This window comes from Nocardioides sp. Bht2 (assembly GCF_047308515.1).
Classification (GTDB): domain Bacteria; phylum Actinomycetota; class Actinomycetes; order Propionibacteriales; family Nocardioidaceae; genus Nocardioides.
The window spans coordinates 114,958-134,233 of sequence record NZ_JBLBWI010000011.1 but is presented as its reverse complement, the minus strand read 5'-3'; the positions used below and the strand labels follow the sequence as shown (position 1 = coordinate 134,233).

The window sequence follows — 19,276 nt, the reverse complement described above, 5'->3', positions numbered from 1 at the left end:
ACGCGCGCTGCGGTAGCGTCACCCTCGTGCATGTCGTGATTATGGGCTGCGGTCGGGTCGGCGCAACGCTGGCCCGCGGCCTGGAAGACCGGAACCACACCGTCTCGATCATCGACCACAGCGCTGAGGCTTTCCGGCGTCTGGGGCCGTCCTTCAACGGTGACAAGATCACCGGCGAGGGGTTCGACCAAGCGGTGCTCAACAAGGCGGGGATCACCCGTGCTGACGCGTTCGCCGCCGTCTCCAGCGGCGACAACTCCAACATCATCGCGGCGCGGGTCGCCCGCGAGACGTTCGGGATTAGCAACGTGGTGGCCCGTATCTACGACCCGGGTCGCGCCGAGGTCTACCAGCGGCTCGGGATCACCACGGTCGCCACCGTGAAGTGGACCGCGGATCAGGTACTGCGGCGGCTCCTTCCCGCAGGCGCCGAGCCGACCTTCCGCGACCCGTCCGGCACCATCCGGCTGGACCAGGTGAGCATCACCGAGTCCTGGATCGGGCACCGGACGATCGATCTGCAGGAGCAGGCCCAGGTCCGGATCGCCTGGATCGACCGGCTCGGCGAAGGCATCCTGCCGACGCGGGCCTCGGTCCTCCAGGAAGGCGACATCATGCACCTGGTGATGCGCGAAGAGAACGCCGCTGCGGCCTACCGGGTCCTCCAGCACGGTCCCCAGGAGGATTGAGATGCGTGTTGCCATCGCCGGAGCCGGCGCTGTCGGCCGTTCCATCGCCCGCGAGTTGATCGTCGCGGGCCACGACGTACTCCTGATCGACAAGGCGGCCGAGGCGATCCGTCCCGAGCAGGTGCCCGACGCCGAATGGTTGCTTGCCGACTCCTGCGAGCTGTCCTCGTTGGAGGAGGCGCGTCTGCAGCAGTGCGACGTGGTGATCGCGGCCACCGGTGACGACAAGGTCAACCTGGTCACCTCGCTGCTCGCGAAGACCGAGTTCGGGGTCCCCCGCACCGTCGGTCGGGTCAACCACCCGGACAACGAGTGGCTCTTCACCGAGGCCTGGGGCGTAGACGTCAACGTCTCGACGCCGCGGATCATGTCCGCGCTGGTCGAGGAGGCCGTCTCCGTCGGCGACCTGGTCCGGCTCTTCACCTTCCGCAAGGGGAACGCCAACCTGGTCGAGATGGTGCTCCCCGACGACTCGCCCTTCGTCGGCACACCGGCCGGGCTGATCCCGTGGCCGGAGAACTGCGCGCTGGTGACGATCCTCCGCGATGGACAGGTCTACCTGCCCGACGGCGACCAGCCGATCGAGTCCGGCGACGAACTGATGTTCGTGGTCGCGGCCGAGGTCGAGGCCGAGCTCGAGCGGATGCTCGCACCGCGGCCGGACCGGAACTGAGCGACGCGCGCTAGCGGACCGGCTCGTCGTCGTTCGGCTCGTCCTCGTTGAGGCTGAGCCGTTGGGCGGCGAGCTCCGCTTCGTGCTCCGACATCGGCGTCGAGTTGCGCGCCAACAGCCAGACCATCGCGGCCAACGCCGCCAGTTGCAGAGGCCACCCCATCGCGATCTTGGCGATACCCAGTGCGGCGATCGCCGTGTCCGGGCTGATCTCGCCGCTGCGGCCCAACACGTAGAACGGCGTCTGGACGACCACGCGAGCGAAACACGGCAGGGCCAGCAACCAGGTCAACCGGTTGCAGAGCTTGAGGATCTGCGGGTCCTTGCGCCACGAGGTCAGGTCGCCCGTGACGCTCCCGACCATGAAGCCGACCAACGGCCACCGGACGATGCTGGAGAAGGAGAGCACCACGGCATAGGCCGCGTTGTAGAGCAGACCGGGGAGGAAATAGGCCAGCGCCTGGTCGTTGGCATCGCCGCCAGCGCGAGCGGCGCGCAACGCGAATGCGGCGCCGATCCCGATCCCGATCAGCGCATTGATGCAGAACTGCGGCGACGAGCGCTGCACCAGACGCACCAACAGGGCACCGACCGCCGCGACCAGACTGATCGTCAGAGCCAGCCGGAGCTCCTTGGTGGCCAGGAAGCTGAAGGTGAACAGGATCGTCGGCACCGCAGCTTCCAACATTCCGCGGCGGCCACCCAGCGCTTTGGAGAGCTGCTGACGCACGATCGCCTCAACGGTATGCCCGGTCGGCACCCCCGGAGTGGTGGCGTTGGGTTCCGTCATGGCAGCAACTCGTAACGCGGGTTGAAGATCACCCGGTCATTGTCCTGCACACCGATCCGTCCGCGCACGGCGATGGACCGACCCGCGGACACCCCGAGGATCCGCCGACGCCCCAACCAGATCAGGGTGACCACGCCCGAGCCGTCGTCGAGCTCCGCCTCCAGCGCCGGTACGCCGCCGCGCGGGCGGAGCGTCACCGAGCGGACGGTGCCCGAGAGCCGTACCTGTTCCCGGTCAGGAGCGTCTGCGATGCTCACCTGCCCGGGCCGGGCGTAGGTCTTACGGAGGTCGCGCGCATGCTGGTCCGAGCTGTTGGCCCAGCTGCTGATCCGCCGCCGCAGACGACTCCGGTGCGGGCGATCCTCCTCCACGGTCACTCCTCGGCCGGTCCGACCCGCCGGGCCTGGGGCGGCAGCGTGACCGGAAGCGCATCACCCGGAGCCATCGGGCCGTCGCCGCGACGAACGACGACGTTGTTGACGGCCGACTCCCAGAGATCAGCGGCTTCTGGCTGCATCGCAGGAACGCCGAGGTAGGTGGCGCGCAGGAACCAGCGCGGTCCGTTGAAGCCGACCACGCGGCTCGGCTGGGTGCCGGTGCGGCCGTCCGGGGTCTGCACGGTCATCTCGCAGTAGAGCTCGGTGCCCTGGCTTCCTTCACGCTCGGTCGCGGTACCACCTTGGCGCGAAGTCTCAGCCGCCATCTGACGGCGGACGTCCGACCACAGGTCGCCGTCGCGCGGGGCGGCGAAGGCGCGGATCTCCACGGCACCCTGGTCGTTGGCGAGCAGCACGCTCTGGACCACGCCGTCGGACTCACTGACCTGGAGCCGAAGCTCAAGACCGTCGGCCGGCGCCAGCAGGAAGCCGCCGAGGTCGACGCGACCGACGTGGTCGTTCTCGACATCGATAGCTGCGATGTCACGGGGGCCGGTCCGGACGATCGGCTCGGAGGCCGCGCCCCCGGTCTCGGTGTCGACGGTCGACTTCTCCGCCTCGGTGGCTGAGAGGTTCGTTGCCTTGGCCTTGCGTCCAAACTTCACCGCGTACTCCTCTGTGCATCTGCGCTGGCGAATCCGCCGGTGGAACCGTAGCCCCCCACTCCACGCGCCGACTCATCCAGGCTGTCGGTTTCGATAAAATTGGCATGCTCGTACCGCTGCACCACCAACTGGGCGATCCGGTCGCCTCGGTGCAGGGCGATCGACTCGCTGCGGTCGGTGTTGACCAGCAGGACCTTGATCTCGCCTCGATAGCCGGAGTCGATGGTGCCGGGGGCGTTCACGATGGAGAGGCCGTGGCGCGCGGCCAGGCCGGATCGCGGATGAATCAGGCCGACGAATCCGATCGGCAGGGCGAGGGCGATGCCGGTCGGGACGAGCATCCTCTCCCCCGGCGCCAGCGTCACGTCGATGGTGGTCATCAGGTCGGCTCCGGCGTCGCCGGGGTGGGCGTAGCGCGGCATCGGGAGATCGGGATCGAGCCGGTGCACCAGCACCTGGACCGTAGTTGCGGACATGTTCGTGACCCTACCTTCGCCGTCGCGAACTGCGGATGGGAAACTTCACCCGTGGAGTACGCCGAGCGACTGACGGTGCCCCTGCGTTGGTGGGCCCAAGGCACGATGATGGTTGCCAGCTTCTGGCTGGCGGTCGCTGTCGTCGACGCCCTGTCCAACCTGGCGGTCTTCGCCATCACCTTGGTGGTCGCCGCGGTGGTCGCCGGCGGCCTGCTGAGCTACGGCTCCGCCCGGATCGAGCTCACCGACTCAGAGCTGGTGGCAGGCCGGGCCCACATCGCTCGCAAGCACCTGGGCACCGCGACCCCACTCGATGCCGACCAGGCGCACCGTGCCGCCGGTGTCGACGCCGACGCCCGCGCGTTCCTGGTGCTCCGCCCCTATCTGAAGCGTGCGGTCCGGGTGGAGATCACCGACCCCGCTGACCCGACGCCGTACTGGTTGATCTCGACCCGGCACCCGAAGCGGTTGGCACGGGCCCTGAACTCCTGACCACACAGGCCTCCTCGGGCCGTAGGCTGGACGCACGTTGTAGAGCCAACCGAGGAGGAACCGATGGCATCGGGCTCGAAGATCTGGTCTTCGATGGCGCTGGTGACCGCAGTAGTCAGTGCGGGCGCAGCCAAGAAGGCGTTGAACACGGGCTGGAAGGCCGCCACCGGCAAGGAGCCGCCGAGCAACCCGGCCGACCCTGACGTCGAGCTCTGGGAAGCAGTGGCCTGGGCCGCCGTCAGCGGCACCGTGATCGCGATCGTGAAGATGCTTGCCTCGCGGCGTGCCGCGGTCTACTTCCAGAAGTCGACCGGCCACCTCCCGCCCGGCCTGCAGGCGGACAATCCAGGTGACCTGGCTGGCTACGCCAGCAACTGAGAGTCGTCAGAAACGCCACGTGGCGCCGTCCAACACCCGTCTGGTGTTGAGCGGCGCCACGTGTGGTTCAGATCAGCTGCAATCGCGGCAGATCATCTTGGCCGCATCGGCCAACTGGCTGCGGTGGTGAACCAGGAAGCAGCTCATGCAGGTGAACTCGTCGTCCTGCTTGGGCTTGACCTCGACCGAGAGCTCCTCGTGGGACAGGTCGGCACCGGGAAGCTCGAAGGATTCGGCAGCCTCGGTCTCGTCCTCGTCGACCTTGCCCGAGTTCTTGTCATGGCGCCGGGCCTTGAGTTCCTCGATGCTCTCTTCGCTCTGGTCTTCCTCGTTCTTACGCGGGGCGTCGTAATCGGTCGCCATGAACCTCTCCACTCCATCAACATCGGCTCAGCTCGTCGCACTTCGGCGCCAGATTGTGCACCATCTCTGCGCGTTCTGCACGCGCATTCCACACGACGCACTCAAGCAACCGAGCAGCGGGGTCGACTATTCCCCAATCTGGGCGAGAAAACCGCACTCCGAAACAAGCTCGTGAAAGGCGTCGAAGCCGTGGCCCGGGGCGCAGACGACGGCGGTCTTACCACCCCGCCCGGTACCCACCTCGACGCGCGCACCAGCCTCGGCCGCGATCAGGGCGCCAGCCGCGTAGTCCCACAGCGAGACGCCCTCCTCGACGTAGCCGTCGGCGCTCCCCTCCGCGACGTGGCACAGGTCCAAGGCGCAGGACCCGAGCCGGCGTAGATCGCGGACCTGTGGGATCAGCCGGGCAGCCGCCCGGGCCTGGATCTCACGGGTCTCGGCCTCGTAGTTGAAGCCGGTCAACACCAACCGCTCAGCCAGCGGAGCCGGGCCACGAACCGCCAGTGGAGTACCGTCCCGATCCGCGCCTGCGCCGAGCCCAGCCGAGTAGACCGAGCCGGTCGCCGCGTTGGCCACGATCCCCGCCACCACCACACCGTCGACCTCGACCGCGATCGAGACGGCGTACTGCGGGAGGCCGTAGAGGAAGTTCACGGTCCCGTCGATCGGGTCCACGATCCACCGCACACCGGTGGTCCCGGTGCTGGCCGCCTCCTCCTCACCCAGGATGGCGTCGTCGGGGCGGGTGCTCGTGATCAGGGATCGGATCAAATGCTCGGTGTCGCGGTCGACCTGGGTGACGACGTCGACCGGGCTGGACTTGGTCGCCGCCACGGTGACCGGATGCCGCCGCTGCTCCGCGACGAACCGCGCCGCGGCGACGGCGATCTCGCGCGCCAGGGAACGGAGCTCGGCGGGCGAGCTCACGACGTCTGGCCGAGCGATGGGAGCGGCGTCCGGGGGTTCGGGCAGCAATCAGGGCGGCAGAGGTCGGCGCAGGGCGCCAACGCCCCCACCACGGCCCGTTCCGGGCTCTCTCCGCGCTGCGCAGCAGCACGCTCCACGACCAGGTCTCGGACCATCGCCACGAACCGTGGATCGATCCCTGGCGTCGCCGCGCGGGCGAACGGCAGCCCTAGCCGCTCGGCGGTGGCGGCAGCCTCGGTGTCGAGGTCGTAGATGACCTCCATGTGGTCGGAGATGAAGCCGAACGGAATCACCACCACGGGAACCGGCTCGCTCTGTGCGATCTCTTCAAGGTGGTCATTGACGTCCGGCTCCAGCCAGGGCACCTGAGGCGGCCCGGAACGCGAGCAGTAGACCAGGTCGTGCAGGTAGCGGTGCCCGGTCTCCATCCGGACCCGTTCGACGACCTCCTCCATCACACTGCGGTGCTGGCTGACGTAGGCGTCGCCGTCCGGTCCGGAGCCGGCGTTCATCGAGACCGGGATGGAGTGCGTCACGAAGACCAGCCTGGCGTGGTCGCGTTGCTCAGGGTCCAAACGGGCGAGGGCTGCCAGCGTCGCGTCGACGACCGGCTCAACGAATCCGGGGTGGTTGAAGTAGGCGCGAAGCCGATCGAGTTCGGGAGCGCCCGGTACCGCGGCCACCGCGCGCGCGAGATCCTCGCGGTACTGCCGACAACCCGAGTAGGACGAGTAGGCCGAGGTCACGAAACAGGCCGCCCTAGTGATCCCGTCGTCCGCCATCTGCTGAAGAGTGTCGGCCAGGTACGGTTCCCAGTTCCGGTTGCCCCAGTAGATCGGCAGCTTCAGGCCGGCCGCTGTGAAATCGGCCTCCAGGGCCGCGATCAGGGCGCGGTTCTGGTCGTTGATCGGCGACTTCCCGCCGAAGCCGAAGTAGTGCTCCCCCACCTCGCGCAGACGCTCCTCGGGGATGCCGCGGCCCTTGGTCACGTTCTGCAGGAACGGGACGACGTCGTCGGGCTTCTCCGGGCCGCCGAACGAGACGAGAAGGAGGGCGTCATACGGCGTGGGGTCCGGCTGCATGCGGCTCAGTCTAGTGAGCCTGCGAACCTATACAGGTGCTGTCCTCGTATCGAAGCGTGCTGACCGTCCCCGGTGCGTGGGTCTTCAGCCTGAGTGGATTCTTCGCCCGGCTCCCGGTCTCGATGGTGAGCCTCGGCATCGTGCTCCTGGTCTCCGAGGCCCACGGCTCCTACGGACAGGCCGGGACGGTGGCTGCGGCCTACCTGATCGCCAACGCCGTCTTCGCGATCGGACACGGCCGACTGATCGACAGGTTCGGCCAGTCCCGGGTGCTGCCTGCCGCGCAGTTGCTCTACACCTCCGGTCTGGTCGCGCTGGTCTGGTCGGTGCAGACCGAGCAGGCCACGCCGGTGACGCTGGCCAGTGCCGCGCTCTGCGGTGCCGCCCTGCCCCAGATCGGCTCGTGCGTCCGGGCCCGCTGGAACCACGCGCTGGACGACCCCCGGCAGCTCCAGACGGCGTTCGCCTTCGAGTCCGTCGTCGACGAGTGTCTCTTCGTCCTCGGGCCGACCGTGGTCACCTCGTTGGCCACCTTGTGGCACCCCGTCGCCGGGCTCGGCGTCGCCGCGACCTGTGGCCTGGTCGGCACGCTGGTCCTGGCCAGTCAGCGGCGAACCGAACCGCCCGCCCATCCGCGGAGCGTCGACGGTCCGCGCGCAGCGATGCCTTGGCGGACCGTGGCACCGATGGCGGTCGTCTGCGCCAGCCTCGGGGTCGTCTTCGGGGCGGCCGAGTTGACCACAGTCGCCTTCGCTGAGGACCACGGCGCCAAGGCCTGGTCCGGCCCCCTGCTTGGCCTCTGGGCGCTCGGCAGCCTGACCGCCGGCGTCATCGCCGGCGCGATCAATTGGCGATCCGGTCCCGAACGGCGGGTCCGTTGGGGTGTTCTGCTGCTGGGCCTGACCATGCTGCCGTTGACGGTGATCCACTCGATGTGGCTGATGGCGCTCTTCCTGTTGATCGGTGGTTTCGCCATCGCCCCGACCTTGATCGCCGCTTTGGCCCTGACCGCGAGCGCGGTACCCACCTCACGGCTGACCGAAGGGATGGCCGTGCTCCACACCGCGATGGGCATCGGAGTCGCCCCCGGTGCGACCCTGGCCGGCCTCGTGGTCGACCAGTACGGCAGCTCCGCCGCCTACCTGGTGCCGGCCTGTGCCGGACTTCTTGGCGCAGTCGCCGCCTGGTTGGGCCGACCTCCAGTAGCCTCACCGGCATGAGTGGTTGGAGCAACTGGTCGGGGCTGGAGTCAGCGACGCCGACAGAGGTCGTCGTCCCGGACAGCACCGAGGCCATCGTCCGCGCCGTGCAACGCGCCACCGCGGAGCGGACCACGGTCAAGATGGTGGGCACCGGACACAGTTTCACCAGCATCTCCGCGCCGGAAGGCGTGATGTTGAAGCCGGACCGCCAGGTCGGCATCCTCGCCGTCGACCGGGCCGCGATGACGGTCACCGCCCGGGCCGGGACACCGTTGCACGTGCTCAACGCCGAACTGGAACGGCTCGGCCTCTCGCTACACAACATGGGTGACATCGCCGAACAGACGCTGGCCGGCGCCACCAGCACCGGTACCCACGGCACCGGGGGGCTGAAGGCGTCGCTCTCGGCCCAGTTGTCGGCGTTGGAACTGGTCACCGGCGACGGCAGCGTTGTGCGTGCCTCGCGGACCGAGAACCCCGAGATCTTCACCTCGGCGCGGATCGGACTGGGCGCACTCGGCGTACTCACCACGCTCACCTTCGACGTGGAGCCGTTGGGCCTGTTGGAGGCTCACGAGATGCCGATCACGTGGGCCGAAGGTCTGGCCCGCTACGACGAGTTCATCGCCGAGAACCACCACTGCGACATGTACTGGTTCCCGCACTCGGAAGCGATGCAGGTCAAGACGAACAACCGACTCGACGCCAACCGGGAGCCCGCCGAGCCGCTCTCCAAGTTCCGGGCCTGGTTCGACGACGACTTCATCGCGAACTCGGCGTTCGGGGTGATCAACTCGGTCGGGAACCGTAGACCCGACTGGATCCCTGCCTTCAACCGCCTCGCCGGCAAACTGCTCAGCGAACGTCGGTACAGCGATATCCCGTACCGCGTCTTCACCTCGCCGCGCAAGGTCGTCTTCCGAGAGATGGAGTATGCGCTACCCCGCGAGGCCGGCCTCGCGGCACTCCGCGAAGCCAGGGCACTGATCGAACGCAACGATTGGCGGATCAGCTTCCCGGTCGAGATCCGACAGACGCCTGCCGACGACATCACCCTGGGCACGTCGACCGGTCGTGAGTCGATCTATCTCGCCTTCCACGTGAACGCGGCCACCGACCACCGCGACTACTTCGGCGGCGTCGAGGAGATCATGGTGGCGCACGAGGGCCGCCCGCACTGGGGCAAGGTGCACACCCGTACCGCCACCGACCTGGCGAAGGTCTACCCCGGTTTCGAGGAGTTCCTCCACCTCCGGGACCGTCTCGACCCGGACCGGGTCTTCGCGAACTCCTACCTGCGTCGCGTGCTGGGCGACTGAAGGTCGACTCAGACGCTCGCCGGGCCACGCGGCGTCGGTGCATGCCATTGCCGGGTCAGCGCCAAGAGCCGCCAGATCAGGCAGACCAGGCCACCGGTCATCGCCATCACCCAGAACGGCGCTCCGAGCTCGTGGCCGACCGCGACCAGGGCGGCACCGGCCAACGCCGGTGTCGCGTACAGCTCTTCGCGGAAGACCACGGGGACACGGCCGGCCAACAGGTCGCGCAGCATGCCGCCGCCGATCCCGGTCGCCATGCCCATCAACGCAGCCGGCACCGGACCCAGGCCGTACTCGAGCGCCTTGCTGGTGCCGGTGACGCAGAAGAGGGCGAGACCGAAGGCATCGAACACATTGACGGCGCTCTCCGCCCGCCCCAACTGCGGGTGGTAGACGAAGCTGATCAACCCGGCAGCTACCGGCACCATCAGGTAACGCCAGTCAGCCAAGGCGGCCGGTGGAGTGGCGTCGATCAGGACGTCTCGCAGAAAACCGCCGCCGAGCCCGGTGACACTGGCCAACACCAGCACCCCGAACAGGTCCAGGTGCTTGCGGACCGCGACCAGGGCGCCCGAGATCGCGAAGACGAAGATCCCGAGGAGGTCCAGGATGATCAGCAGATCTGCGGCGTGCATGCGCTGAACCTAACCTGCCGAATGGGGCCACGCCGCCCAGGGTGGAACAGAGCCCTCCGCTGCTGGCGTAGGCTCACCCGAGAGACCAGAGACGACACGAGGAGAAGGACCAGGACAGATGTTGCACCTCACGCTCGCAGGACTGAGCGAGGACAACGCATGTCTGCTGCTGGTCAGCGAGTCCGGTGAGGAGTTCTCGCTCACCCTCGATGCCAAGCTCAGGGCCGCAGTGCGCGGTACGTCAGCACGATCCGGCCGGATGGAGACACAGATGGAAAGCACACTCCGACCCCGCGACATCCAGGCGCGGATCAGGGCTGGTGAGTCCCCCGAGTCTGTTGCCCAGTCCGCCAACACCACCGTCGACAAGATCGAGGCGTTCGCCGGTCCGGTGCTCGCCGAACGGGCACACATCGCCGAGCGGGCGCAACGCTCGTCGGTGCGGCGTAAGACAGGCGACACCGGCGCGCGGACCCTCGGCGACGCCGTCTCGGCGCAACTCCGGCCGCACAATGTGCGCTCCGCCAACGTCGAGTGGGACGCCTGGCGCCGCGAGGACGGCCGTTGGACGTTGCAGGCCGTCTACACCGCCGGCACGAACGCCGGGACGGGCCACTTCTCCTTCGACGTGCCCGGCAACTACGTCGTCGCCGACGACGACGATGCCCGCTGGCTGGTGGGCGAGCCGGTCCACCGCCCCGAAGCACCGGCACCGCGCGATGATCTCGCCCGGTTCCGCGAAGCCCGCCAGAGCATCGACGACGCCCTCGTCGACGGCGCGGACGACGCGGACCAGGCGAGCCACGACGCTGACACCCTGGGTGCCGACGCCCTGGCTCTGGTCCAGCAGCCCGCCGAGGCCACTGCCGAGCCTGTCGAGCCTGCCGGTGACGCGGACGAGCCGACCATCGACCTGAGCGAGACCGTTCGGGCCGCCGGCAAGGCCCCGCTGCAGGCTGCTCCCCCGGCGGAGGCCCCGGCCATCGGGACCGCCCCGGCGAACGAGCCTGCTGGCGCGACCGCCGAGGCGAACGACTCCGTCGAGGAAGAACCCGCCGCGAAGCCCGCACCACGCAAGGCGAACCGACGCAAGCGCGCCTCGGTGCCGAGCTGGGACGAGATCATGTTCGGCGGCGGCAAGCAGGAGTAGCCGCTCGGCTCAGCCCGTGGCGACGGGGCGGGTCGGGTCGGTGACCCATTCACTCCACGAGCCCGGGTACAACGCCGCCCGGACGCCGATCGTAGCCAGCGCCAACACATCATGGGCAGCGGTCACGCCAGAGCCGCAGTAGACGCCGACCGGGACTCCCGGTGCGACGCCGTGAGCCGCGTAGACGTCCCGGAGCGCCTCCGGCCCGAGGAAGCGGCCGTCGGTGCCCAGGTTGGCGCCGGTAGGCGCGTTGCGCGCCCCAGGGATGTGTCCGGCAACCGGATCGACCGGCTCGACCTCGCCTCGGTACCGCTCCGGCGCCCGGGCATCGAGCAACGGGCCGGCCGCGGCCAGCTCGACCACCTCCGTCGCGGTCAGCGTCTCCATCGCCCCCGGTTCTCCGTGGAAGTCGCCTGGCGCGGCGGGATCGTGCGCACCCACTGCCACCTCACCGCCGGCGTCGCGCCACGCGGACCACCCGCCGTCGAGGAGTCGCACCGCGTCGTGCCCGTAGTGGCGCAACAGCCACCAGGCCCGGGCTGCGGCATGACCCGACCAGTCGTCGTAGACGACGACGCCCCGACCGCGATCAACCCCAGCGGCACGCATCGCCGCGATGAACCGCGCCGGCTCCGGAAGCGGATGCCGCCCACCGGCGCCGGGTGGGTCCGCCAGGGCCGTGTCCAGATCGACGTACTGCGCTCCTGGGATGTGCCCTCGAGCGAACTCCTCCGCCCCAGGCGCCCCACCGAGGCGCCAGCGCACATCCAGCAGCACCGGCGTCTCGCCGGACCGAGCCAGTTCCGCCACGCTGATCAGTGGAGAGATTCCCATGAGACGAGTCTGCCCGATGGTCACCACCGTCCCCGGGAACTGGCATGATGTCCGGCGATGGCTGAGCTGAATTTCTTCACAGGAACCATGGATTCCGGCAAGAGCACGCTGGCTCTGCAGACGAACCACAACCACGCCGCGCGGGGTCGGATCGGCCGGATCTTCACCGCCCACGACCGGGCCGGAGAGGCGACCCTCTCGTCACGCCTCGGTCTCACCCACGAAGCGATCGAGGTCGACTCCACCTTCGACTTCTGGCGTTACGTGGTCGACACGCTCACCCACGGCGGCCGGATCGACTACCTGATCTGCGACGAGGCTCAGTTCTACGCGCCCATCCAGATCGACCAGCTCGCCAAGGTCGTCGACGAGTTGCAGATCGACGTCTTCGCGTTCGGCATCCTGACCGACTTCCGGTCCATGCTCTTCCCCGGCAGTGCCCGACTCGTCGAGATGGCCGACCGGCTGCAGGTCCTCCAGGTGGAAGCGCTGTGCTGGTGCGGGAAGCGCGCCACCCACAACGCCCGGACCGAGAACGGCGTGATGATCACCGAGGGCGAACTGGTCGTCGTCGGCGACATGGAGAGCGACCGTCCGGCGACCGAAGAGGTCGACGTCGCCTACGAGGTCCTGTGCCGCCAGCACCACCGCCGTCGGCTCACCGCGGCCCGTGCGCGAGCGGTCTCCATGGCCCCTGATCCCTTACCGTTCGGCTAGGTCCCACTCACTGATTGCGGACGCGACGTGACCCACGTCGCACCTGATATTTGTGGGGCCATGACAACCGTCGGCACCATTCCTGATCAGATCCTGCCCACCATGGCGGAGGTCTTTCTCTCGCGTGCGGAGGACGACCACACCGCGCTCCTCTTCGAGGACGAGAAGTGGACCTACCGCGAGTTGGTGCGCGAAGCAGCCGTCCGTTCGTCCTGGATGCAGTCGAAGCGGCCCAGCGACGACCGCCCCTGGCACGTCGGCGTGCTGCTCGAGAACACGCCGGAGTACCTCTTCCTGTTGGCCGGGGCGGCGCTGAGCGGCGCCACCATCGTCGGGATCAACCCGACCCGCCGCGGCGGCGAGCTGGCCCGTGACATCCGCGGTACCGACGTCGACGTGATCGTCGTCGACTCCGCCTACGCCGACCTGCTGGACGGCCTCGACACCGGCGCCCGCGAGATCATCCGCAGCGACAGCCCCGAGTACGCTGCGCTCCTCGCCGAGCACGCCGAGGCACCGATCAAGGCGACCTCACAGGCGCTCGATCCCAGCAACGTCCTGGTCCTGCTCTTCACCTCCGGCTCGACCGGCGCCCCGAAGGCCGTCATCTGCACCACCGGCCGGTGGGCCCGGGTCACCCAGGTGTCGATCTTCGACTTCACTCCGGACGATGTCGCCTACAACGCGATGCCGCTCTTCCACGGGAACGCCCTGTTCAGCGCCTGGAGCCCGGCGATCAACTCCCGTGGCGCGTTGGCGATCCGGCGCAAATTCTCCGCCTCCGGCTTCCTGCCCGACGTACAGAAATTCGGTGCCACCTTCTTCAACTACGTCGGTCGCTCGCTGGCCTACGTGCTGGCTCAGCCGGAGACCGCCGCTGAGGGTGAGAACAAGCTCCGGTTCGGCTTCGGGACCGAGGCCTCCACCAAGGACCGCGCCGAGTTCCTGCGCCGCTTCAAGACGCCGGTGTACGAGTCGTACGGCTCCTCCGAGGGCGCCTGCTACATCATCAACACCGCCGAGACCCCCGAGGGCGCGCTCGGTGTGCCGCAGGTCGGCCACTTTCCCGAGGTCGTCAACGAGGACGGCGAGCTCTGCCCGCCCGCTGAGTTCGACGAGAACGGCGTCCTGCTCAACATGGAGGCCGCGATCGGCGAGCTCGTCTCGCGCAACGCCGCCACCATGTTCGAGGGCTACTACAAGAACCCCGAAGCCGCGGCCGACAAGCTCCGTGACGGCGACTTCTGGACCGGCGACCTGGCCTACCGCGACGCCGCGGGCTTCTTCTACTACGCCGGCCGGACCGCGGACTGGCTGCGGGTCGACTCGGAGAACTTCGCCGCTGCTCCCGTCGAGCGGATCCTCGCCCGGTACGTCGGCGTCAGCGTGGCCGCGGTCTACCCGGTCCCCGACCCGCGGACCGGCGACCTGGTGATGGCCACACTGCAGCTGACTGTCGACGCCCCCGACTTCGACGCCCACAAGTTCACCGCCTTCTTGGCCGAACAGAAGGACATGGGCACCAAGTGGGCGCCGCGGCTGCTCCGGGTCACCCGTGACCTCCCGGTGACGGCGACCAGCAAGGTCGACAAGCCGACGCTGCGTCGTCAGCTCTGGCGGACCAGCGACCCGGTCTTCGAGCGCACTGCCGACGGCTACCGCCCGCTGGACGAGAGCGCCGTCGAGCGCCTGCTCAGCGAGTACACCGAGCACGGTCGCGCCCAGTTGGTCGGCTGACAGACCACCCGAACCGTCACCAGTACGCGTCGAACCGTCACCAGTACGCGTCGAACCGTCACCAGTGCGCGTCGAACCGTCACTTGCTGACACGCGGCCAGGAACTGGTGACGGTTCGGTGCGTGTGCCTGACGGTTCAGCCCGTCTGCCTGACGGTTCGGCGCGTGTGCCTGACGGTTCGGCCCGTCTGCCTGACGGTTCGGCGCGTGTGCCTGACGGTTCGGCGGATCAGGCGAGGAGGATGGGGATCTCCATCTCGTCAGCGGTCAGCGAGCCGTGGAAACCGACCATCAACTGCTCCAACGGGAAGTCCTTGCTGGAGACGATGGTGAGGTCGTCGTGGCAGGCGACCATCACGTCACCGAGTCGCGGCGCGACCGCGGCGTCGACCGGTCCGAACCAGCCGCGCCCGATCGCCTCGTCCCGGGAGAGCACCGTGGCCCGATCGGCGAGCCGCTCGCGCCAGGTGGCGAGGACGTCCTCAAGGGCGCCAGGACGGCAGTAGAGGTGCCGGAACCGGGCCTCGCCGCCGAACAGGCTGACGCCGTCGCGTAGCTGGCTCTCCTGGTCGACGTCGATCCGGCTGTCGACCGGCGAGTCGACCATGCCGTGATCGGCGACGATCAGCAACCGCGCCGAGGAGGGCAGCGCCTCGCGGAGCTGCTCGCAACTCGAATCGATCGCAGCCAACTGCTGCAGCCACTCGGGCGAGGCGACGCCGTGCCGGTGGCCGGTGTAGTCGAGATCGCCCTCGTAGGTGTAGATCAGGGACGGGCCTTGGGCCGCGGCCTCAACGACCGCCGCGATCCGCTCACCGACGAGGTCAGCGCCGACGAAGGCCGCGCCACGGTGGGCCGCCACGGTCAACCCGGAACCATCGAAGTACCGCTTGTTGACGTTGACCACCGAGACACCGGCGTCCGCCAGGGCGGCGAACGCCGTCCGATGAGGTTGCCACTGCTCCGGATCGATCTCCTGGTCCCAGGTCAGGTGGTTGAGGAGATGGTTGGTGCCGGGCACCCGAGCCGTATAGCCGACCAGACCATGCTGCCCCGGCGCCAGGCCGGTGCCGAGCGAGGTCAACGACGTCGCCGTGGTGGACGGCACTCCCGCCGTGCCCGGCTCGCCCGAGAGCGAGCTCAGGAACGGAGCCACGTGGGCATAGCGCTGTAGCAACCGCTCCCCGAGCCCGTCGATCAACAGCACGACGTAGGACGACGCGTCCGGGAGGATCAACCCGGCCGGACCGTGCCGGGTGACCCGGAACGCCTCGGAGATCGCCGGTACGACGTCGGCCAGCGACCGATCGGCGTAGGCCGGGACCACCAGGGGTTGGGTCACCGCACGTTGCCCTGGGTGGCTGCGGAGAGGGCGCCGGCGAAGGAGAGCAGGGAGTTGACGGCGTCCGGCCCTTCAGCAGCGGCGGAGACCCGCAGCGTGAAGTCGTCGGAGGCCAGCACGCCGGTGTAGCCGTGATCGGCCTCGCAGTGCGGATCGGCGCAGGCGGCCGGCTCCAGGTCGAGGCGGCTGACGGCGCCCCAGCCGATGGTCACCACGGCCTCCGCCGCAGGAGCCGGGCCCGACGTCGGGTTGGCGACCATCCGGGTGACCACGACGGAACGGACCGAGCTCAGCGCGATCGCCTCGGTCGAGGTGGAGGTGTAGGGCATCGGCAGCAGATCGTCGCCGGCGTGCTCGTCGGTGTGCGCGAGGATCAGACGGCTCGCGGTCAGCACCACCACCGTGATGTGGCGGCGCACCTCGTCGCGCTCGATGGTCGGTTCGTGGTGTACGTACCAGGAGATGACGTCCTCGCCAGCCACCGCTGCGTTCACGCCGTCGCTGACCACCTCGGGGTAGTAGCCGGTGTGTTCGATAGCTTCCCGCAGCGCCGCCGCGGCAGCTGTCGGGTCAAAGAGTCCACTGTTGCGCATGAGCAAAGTGTGTCACGCCCAGCACGGGCCGCGAGGGCGACCGTGCTGGGCGGTGGAGAAGCCTCAGATCACCCGGGGAGAGTGTCGTCGGACGCCCGGCTCAGACGCCGTACGAACCAGTCCGAACGGAGGTCGGTCACCGGCTCGACGCGAGCCTCCGCGGTCAGCACCGTGGACGACGTGGCACCCGCCAGGACCAGCGACAGATCCAGGCTGCGCACCTGTGGGAAGTCGTTCTTCACCTGGGCGACGGCCATGATCAACTGCTCGATCTGGTCGACGTCGACCACCTCGCTGCCGCGGTAGCCGAAGAGCAACGGGGAGCTCTTGATCTCCCGGGTCATCGCCCGCGCCTCGTGCAGGCTGAGCGGCGGCACCCGGTAGGCCTTGTCCCCCAGCAGCTCGGTGAGCGGACCGGCGGTGCCGAACGAGATCACCGGACCGAAGAGCGGGTCCTCCACCGCGGCGATGCCGACCGGTACGCCCGGCGGAGCCGTCTTCTGGACCACGAACCGAGCCCGGCCGGGTTCGTTGATCAGCTCGCTGAGGTTCTCCCAGCCGACCCGCATCTCCTCGGCGCTGTCGATCCCGCGCCAGACATGGGCGAGGTCGGGCCGGTGCCGCAGATGGTCGGCGGTCGCCTTGACGACCACATCCCAACCGAGGTCCTCGCCGACCTGGATCGCCTCCTCGACCGTCTCGACGGGGTGCGCCTCCCAGACCGAGATCTGGTAGTACCCGAGCAGCTCGCGCAGCTCCTCGAAGGTGAGCTGCCGACCCTCGGGGCACTCCATCAGGATCCCGTTGATCAGCCTCTTGGCGGCCAGCGGCGGTTGGCTCGAGTCGTCGGCGCGTTCGTCCTCGGGGGTACGCAACCAGACCGCGTACTCGACCACGTGGGCAAGCGCTCGGACGGCAGCTTCCACCGCCGGGTAGGAGGGCACCGAGCCGCGACCGGCGGTCGAGCCGGCGACGTCGGGCACCCGGAGCAGCTCCGGGACACCTTCGGCGCCCAAGAAGGTCGAGACCAGCGGCTTGTCGGACTGTTCGCCGACGGCGGCCAACACGTTGGCGACCTCTTCGCCGGAGACGTTCAACGGCGGGATGTAGACGGCGACCACCGAATCGACCTCGGGATCGTCGATCGCCCGGTCCAGCGCGTCCTCGAAGTCTTCGGCAGTGGCGTCGGCACCCAACGCGACCGACGAGTTCACCACCAGACCGACCGCGGCGGCGGCGTCGGTGGCGAGCAGGCCGAGCGCGTCGGAGTTGCCGACGACGGCGACCCGGCGTCCGCGCGGCAACGGCTGGTGCGCCAACAACTGGGCGACGTCGAACATCTCGTCGAGCGTGTCGACCTGGATCACACCGGCCTGACGGAACATCGCGTCGACCGCCTGCTGCGGCGCCGAGATCGAGCGGACCGCGTGCCCCATCGGCACACCCTGGGTGGTGCGCCCCGACCGGACCGCGACGATCGGCTTCCGCCGGGAGACCCGCCGGGTGATCCGGGAGAACTTACGCGGGTTACCGATCGACTCCAGGTAGAGCAGGACCACCTCGGTCGAGGCGTCCTCCTCCCAGTACTGGAGCAGGTCGTTACCCGAGACGTCGGCACGGTTGCCGGCGCTGACGAAGGTGGAGAGGCCGAGACCCCGGTTGTAGACCTTCTCCAGGATCGCCGAACCCAGCGCACCGGACTGGCAGAAGAAGCCGGCCCGTCCGCGCGGCGGCATCAACGTGGAGAGCGAAGCGTTGAGGGAGACCTCGGGATCGGTGTTGATCACGCCGAGGCAGTTGGGGCCGATCAGGCGCAGGCCGTAGGAGCGGGCCAACCCGACCAGACGCCGCTGACGACGTCGACCTTCGTCACCGGTCTCGGCGAAGCCGGACGAGATGACCACCAGGCCTTTGACGCCCTTCGCGGCGCAGTCGAGGACGACGTCCTGAACGGCGTTGGCGGGCACCGCGACGATCGCGACGTCGACGTCGCCCGGGATCTCGGTGACCGAGCGGTACGCGGGCAGCCCGGAGACCGGGTCCGCGGTCGGGTTGACCGCGTAGACCACGCCGGTGAAGTCGCCGGTCACGAGGTGCCGGACCAGCGCCTGACCGATCGTGTCCTGACGGCGGCTAGCACCGATCACCGCAACCGAGCGGGCCTTGAAGAAGCGGGCGATCGAGGCGGACTCGGCGCGATGCTCACGGTGCTCCATGATCCCGATCGCGGTCTCGGTCGGCTCGATCGGGAACTCCAGGCTCATCACGCCGTCCTGGAAGCCGCCGGCCACCCGGTAGCCGGCGTCTTTGAACGTGTCGATCATCCGGCGGTTGTCCGGCAGCACCTCGGCGACGAACCGCTCGACACCCACCTCACGACCGGCCTGGGCGAGGTGTTCGAGCAGCACCTGGGCGATCCCGCGGCCCTGGTGCTCGTCCTGGACCAGGAAGGCGATCTCCGCCGAGACCGGCTTGGCCGGCTGAGAGGCGGTGGGTCGCTCCACCACGTCGAAGCGACCGACGGCGATCATCTGACCGGCGAGCAGCACCACGAAGGCGACCCGGTTGTGGTGGTCGACCTGGGTGAACCGGGTGACGTCGCGGTCCGAGAGCGTCGGCATCGGTGAGAAGAACCGGTAGTACTTCGACTCGTCCGAGACCCGGCCGTAGAAGTCGACCAGCAGGTCGGCGTCGGTCGGACGAATCGGGCGGATATGGGCGGACGCACCGTCGATCAGGAGGACGTCCGCCTCCCAATGACGCGGCGGCTCTGAAGTCGGGTTGCCCGTCGAGGTCACACTGCGCAATCTATCGGGTGTGGCCAGGGCTACTCACC

The 19,276-nt window shown here is 68.8% G+C and carries 21 protein-coding genes; 9 read left to right on the top strand and 12 right to left on the bottom strand.

The window, feature by feature from the left end; translation table 11 throughout:
• The first annotated feature begins 41 nt into the window (after window positions 1–41).
• Window positions 42–689, top strand: a complete 648-nt coding sequence (locus ACLM5J_RS14565) for a potassium channel family protein (protein ID WP_413657166.1) — start codon at window positions 42–44, stop codon at window positions 687–689.
• Window position 690: 1 nt separating this feature from the next.
• Window positions 691–1,362, top strand: coding sequence for a potassium channel family protein (locus ACLM5J_RS14560; protein WP_413657157.1), 672 nt, complete (start codon window positions 691–693; stop codon window positions 1,360–1,362).
• Window positions 1,363–1,372: 10 nt separating this feature from the next.
• Here ACLM5J_RS14560 and ACLM5J_RS14555 read toward each other — a convergent pair whose 3' ends face one another.
• Genes ACLM5J_RS14555 through dut form a run of 4 tightly spaced genes read right to left on the bottom strand, consistent with a single transcriptional unit; the run spans window position 1,373 to window position 3,670 of the window.
• On the bottom strand, window positions 1,373–2,152 hold the full coding sequence (locus tag ACLM5J_RS14555) for a DUF3159 domain-containing protein (protein WP_413657156.1): 780 nt from the start codon (window positions 2,150–2,152) through the stop codon (window positions 1,373–1,375).
• Window positions 2,149–2,523, bottom strand: a complete 375-nt coding sequence (locus ACLM5J_RS14550; protein WP_413657155.1) for an OB-fold nucleic acid binding domain-containing protein — start codon at window positions 2,521–2,523, stop codon at window positions 2,149–2,151. Before ACLM5J_RS14550 ends, ACLM5J_RS14555 begins: the two co-directional genes overlap by 4 nt.
• Window positions 2,524–2,525: 2 nt before the next feature.
• A complete protein-coding gene (locus ACLM5J_RS14545; RefSeq protein ID WP_413657154.1) occupies window positions 2,526–3,194 on the bottom strand; it encodes a DUF3710 domain-containing protein in 669 nt (222 codons plus the stop codon).
• Window positions 3,191–3,670 (bottom strand): dUTP diphosphatase, encoded by a 480-nt coding sequence (gene dut / locus ACLM5J_RS14540; protein WP_413657153.1) that lies wholly within the window; start codon window positions 3,668–3,670, stop codon window positions 3,191–3,193. The genes ACLM5J_RS14545 and dut overlap by 4 nt, the downstream gene beginning before the upstream one ends.
• Window positions 3,671–3,721: 51 nt before the next feature.
• Between dut and ACLM5J_RS14535 the strand changes: the two genes are divergently transcribed.
• Entirely contained in the window at window positions 3,722–4,162 is a 441-nt protein-coding gene (locus ACLM5J_RS14535; RefSeq protein WP_413657152.1) for a DUF3093 domain-containing protein, read from the top strand.
• 63 nt (window positions 4,163–4,225) lie between these two features.
• Window positions 4,226–4,540, top strand: a complete 315-nt coding sequence (locus ACLM5J_RS14530; RefSeq protein ID WP_413657151.1) for a DUF4235 domain-containing protein — start codon at window positions 4,226–4,228, stop codon at window positions 4,538–4,540.
• Window positions 4,541–4,612: 72 nt separating this feature from the next.
• Here the strand turns inward: ACLM5J_RS14530 and ACLM5J_RS14525 are convergent, their stop codons facing one another.
• The 3 genes from ACLM5J_RS14525 to ACLM5J_RS14515 form a co-directional block, all read right to left on the bottom strand.
• Window positions 4,613–4,903, bottom strand: coding sequence for a DUF4193 domain-containing protein (locus tag ACLM5J_RS14525; RefSeq protein ID WP_413657150.1), 291 nt, complete (start codon window positions 4,901–4,903; stop codon window positions 4,613–4,615).
• A gap of 126 nt (window positions 4,904–5,029) precedes the next feature.
• Window positions 5,030–5,830 (bottom strand): inositol monophosphatase family protein, encoded by an 801-nt coding sequence (locus ACLM5J_RS14520; protein ID WP_413657149.1) that lies wholly within the window; start codon window positions 5,828–5,830, stop codon window positions 5,030–5,032.
• Window positions 5,827–6,912, bottom strand: a complete 1,086-nt coding sequence (locus ACLM5J_RS14515; RefSeq protein WP_413657148.1) for a ferrochelatase — start codon at window positions 6,910–6,912, stop codon at window positions 5,827–5,829. Before ACLM5J_RS14515 ends, ACLM5J_RS14520 begins: the two co-directional genes overlap by 4 nt.
• 56 nt (window positions 6,913–6,968) lie before the next feature.
• Here ACLM5J_RS14515 and ACLM5J_RS14510 point away from each other — a divergent pair, with 56 nt between their 5' ends.
• Together ACLM5J_RS14510 and ACLM5J_RS14505 are read left to right on the top strand one after the other, a co-directional pair.
• Window positions 6,969–8,132 (top strand): MFS transporter, encoded by a 1,164-nt coding sequence (locus ACLM5J_RS14510; RefSeq protein ID WP_413657147.1) that lies wholly within the window; start codon window positions 6,969–6,971, stop codon window positions 8,130–8,132.
• Window positions 8,129–9,433 (top strand): D-arabinono-1,4-lactone oxidase, encoded by a 1,305-nt coding sequence (locus ACLM5J_RS14505; protein ID WP_413657146.1) that lies wholly within the window; start codon window positions 8,129–8,131, stop codon window positions 9,431–9,433. Before ACLM5J_RS14510 ends, ACLM5J_RS14505 begins: the two co-directional genes overlap by 4 nt.
• An 8-nt stretch (window positions 9,434–9,441) precedes the next feature.
• Here ACLM5J_RS14505 and ACLM5J_RS14500 read toward each other — a convergent pair whose 3' ends face one another.
• Window positions 9,442–10,068, bottom strand: a complete 627-nt coding sequence (locus ACLM5J_RS14500; RefSeq protein ID WP_413657145.1) for a trimeric intracellular cation channel family protein — start codon at window positions 10,066–10,068, stop codon at window positions 9,442–9,444.
• Between the two features lie 118 nt (window positions 10,069–10,186).
• On the opposite strand from ACLM5J_RS14500, the gene sepH reads away from it, so the two are divergent.
• On the top strand, window positions 10,187–11,218 hold the full coding sequence (gene sepH, locus ACLM5J_RS14495; RefSeq protein WP_413657144.1) for a septation protein SepH: 1,032 nt from the start codon (window positions 10,187–10,189) through the stop codon (window positions 11,216–11,218).
• 9 nt (window positions 11,219–11,227) lie between these two features.
• On the opposite strand, the gene ACLM5J_RS14490 is transcribed toward sepH, so the two are convergent.
• Window positions 11,228–12,052 (bottom strand): sulfurtransferase, encoded by an 825-nt coding sequence (locus tag ACLM5J_RS14490; protein ID WP_413657143.1) that lies wholly within the window; start codon window positions 12,050–12,052, stop codon window positions 11,228–11,230.
• 57 nt (window positions 12,053–12,109) lie between these two features.
• On the opposite strand from ACLM5J_RS14490, the gene ACLM5J_RS14485 reads away from it, so the two are divergent.
• Window positions 12,110–12,769, top strand: a complete 660-nt coding sequence (locus ACLM5J_RS14485; RefSeq protein WP_413657142.1) for a thymidine kinase — start codon at window positions 12,110–12,112, stop codon at window positions 12,767–12,769.
• 102 nt (window positions 12,770–12,871) lie between these two features.
• Window positions 12,872–14,506 (top strand): AMP-binding protein, encoded by a 1,635-nt coding sequence (locus ACLM5J_RS14480; protein ID WP_413657141.1) that lies wholly within the window; start codon window positions 12,872–12,874, stop codon window positions 14,504–14,506.
• 228 nt (window positions 14,507–14,734) lie between these two features.
• Here the strand turns inward: ACLM5J_RS14480 and ACLM5J_RS14475 are convergent, their stop codons facing one another.
• The 3 genes from ACLM5J_RS14475 to ACLM5J_RS14465 form a co-directional block, all read right to left on the bottom strand.
• A complete protein-coding gene (locus tag ACLM5J_RS14475) occupies window positions 14,735–15,847 on the bottom strand; it encodes an alkaline phosphatase family protein (RefSeq protein WP_413657140.1) in 1,113 nt (370 codons plus the stop codon).
• Window positions 15,844–16,440, bottom strand: coding sequence for a DUF5998 family protein (locus tag ACLM5J_RS14470; protein ID WP_413657139.1), 597 nt, complete (start codon window positions 16,438–16,440; stop codon window positions 15,844–15,846). The genes ACLM5J_RS14475 and ACLM5J_RS14470 overlap by 4 nt, the downstream gene beginning before the upstream one ends.
• A 68-nt stretch (window positions 16,441–16,508) precedes the next feature.
• Window positions 16,509–19,238 carry a GNAT family N-acetyltransferase gene (locus tag ACLM5J_RS14465; RefSeq protein WP_413657138.1) on the bottom strand — a complete coding sequence of 910 codons (2,730 nt, stop codon included), beginning with the start codon at window positions 19,236–19,238 and terminating at the stop codon, window positions 16,509–16,511.
• Window positions 19,239–19,276 lie beyond the last annotated feature (38 nt).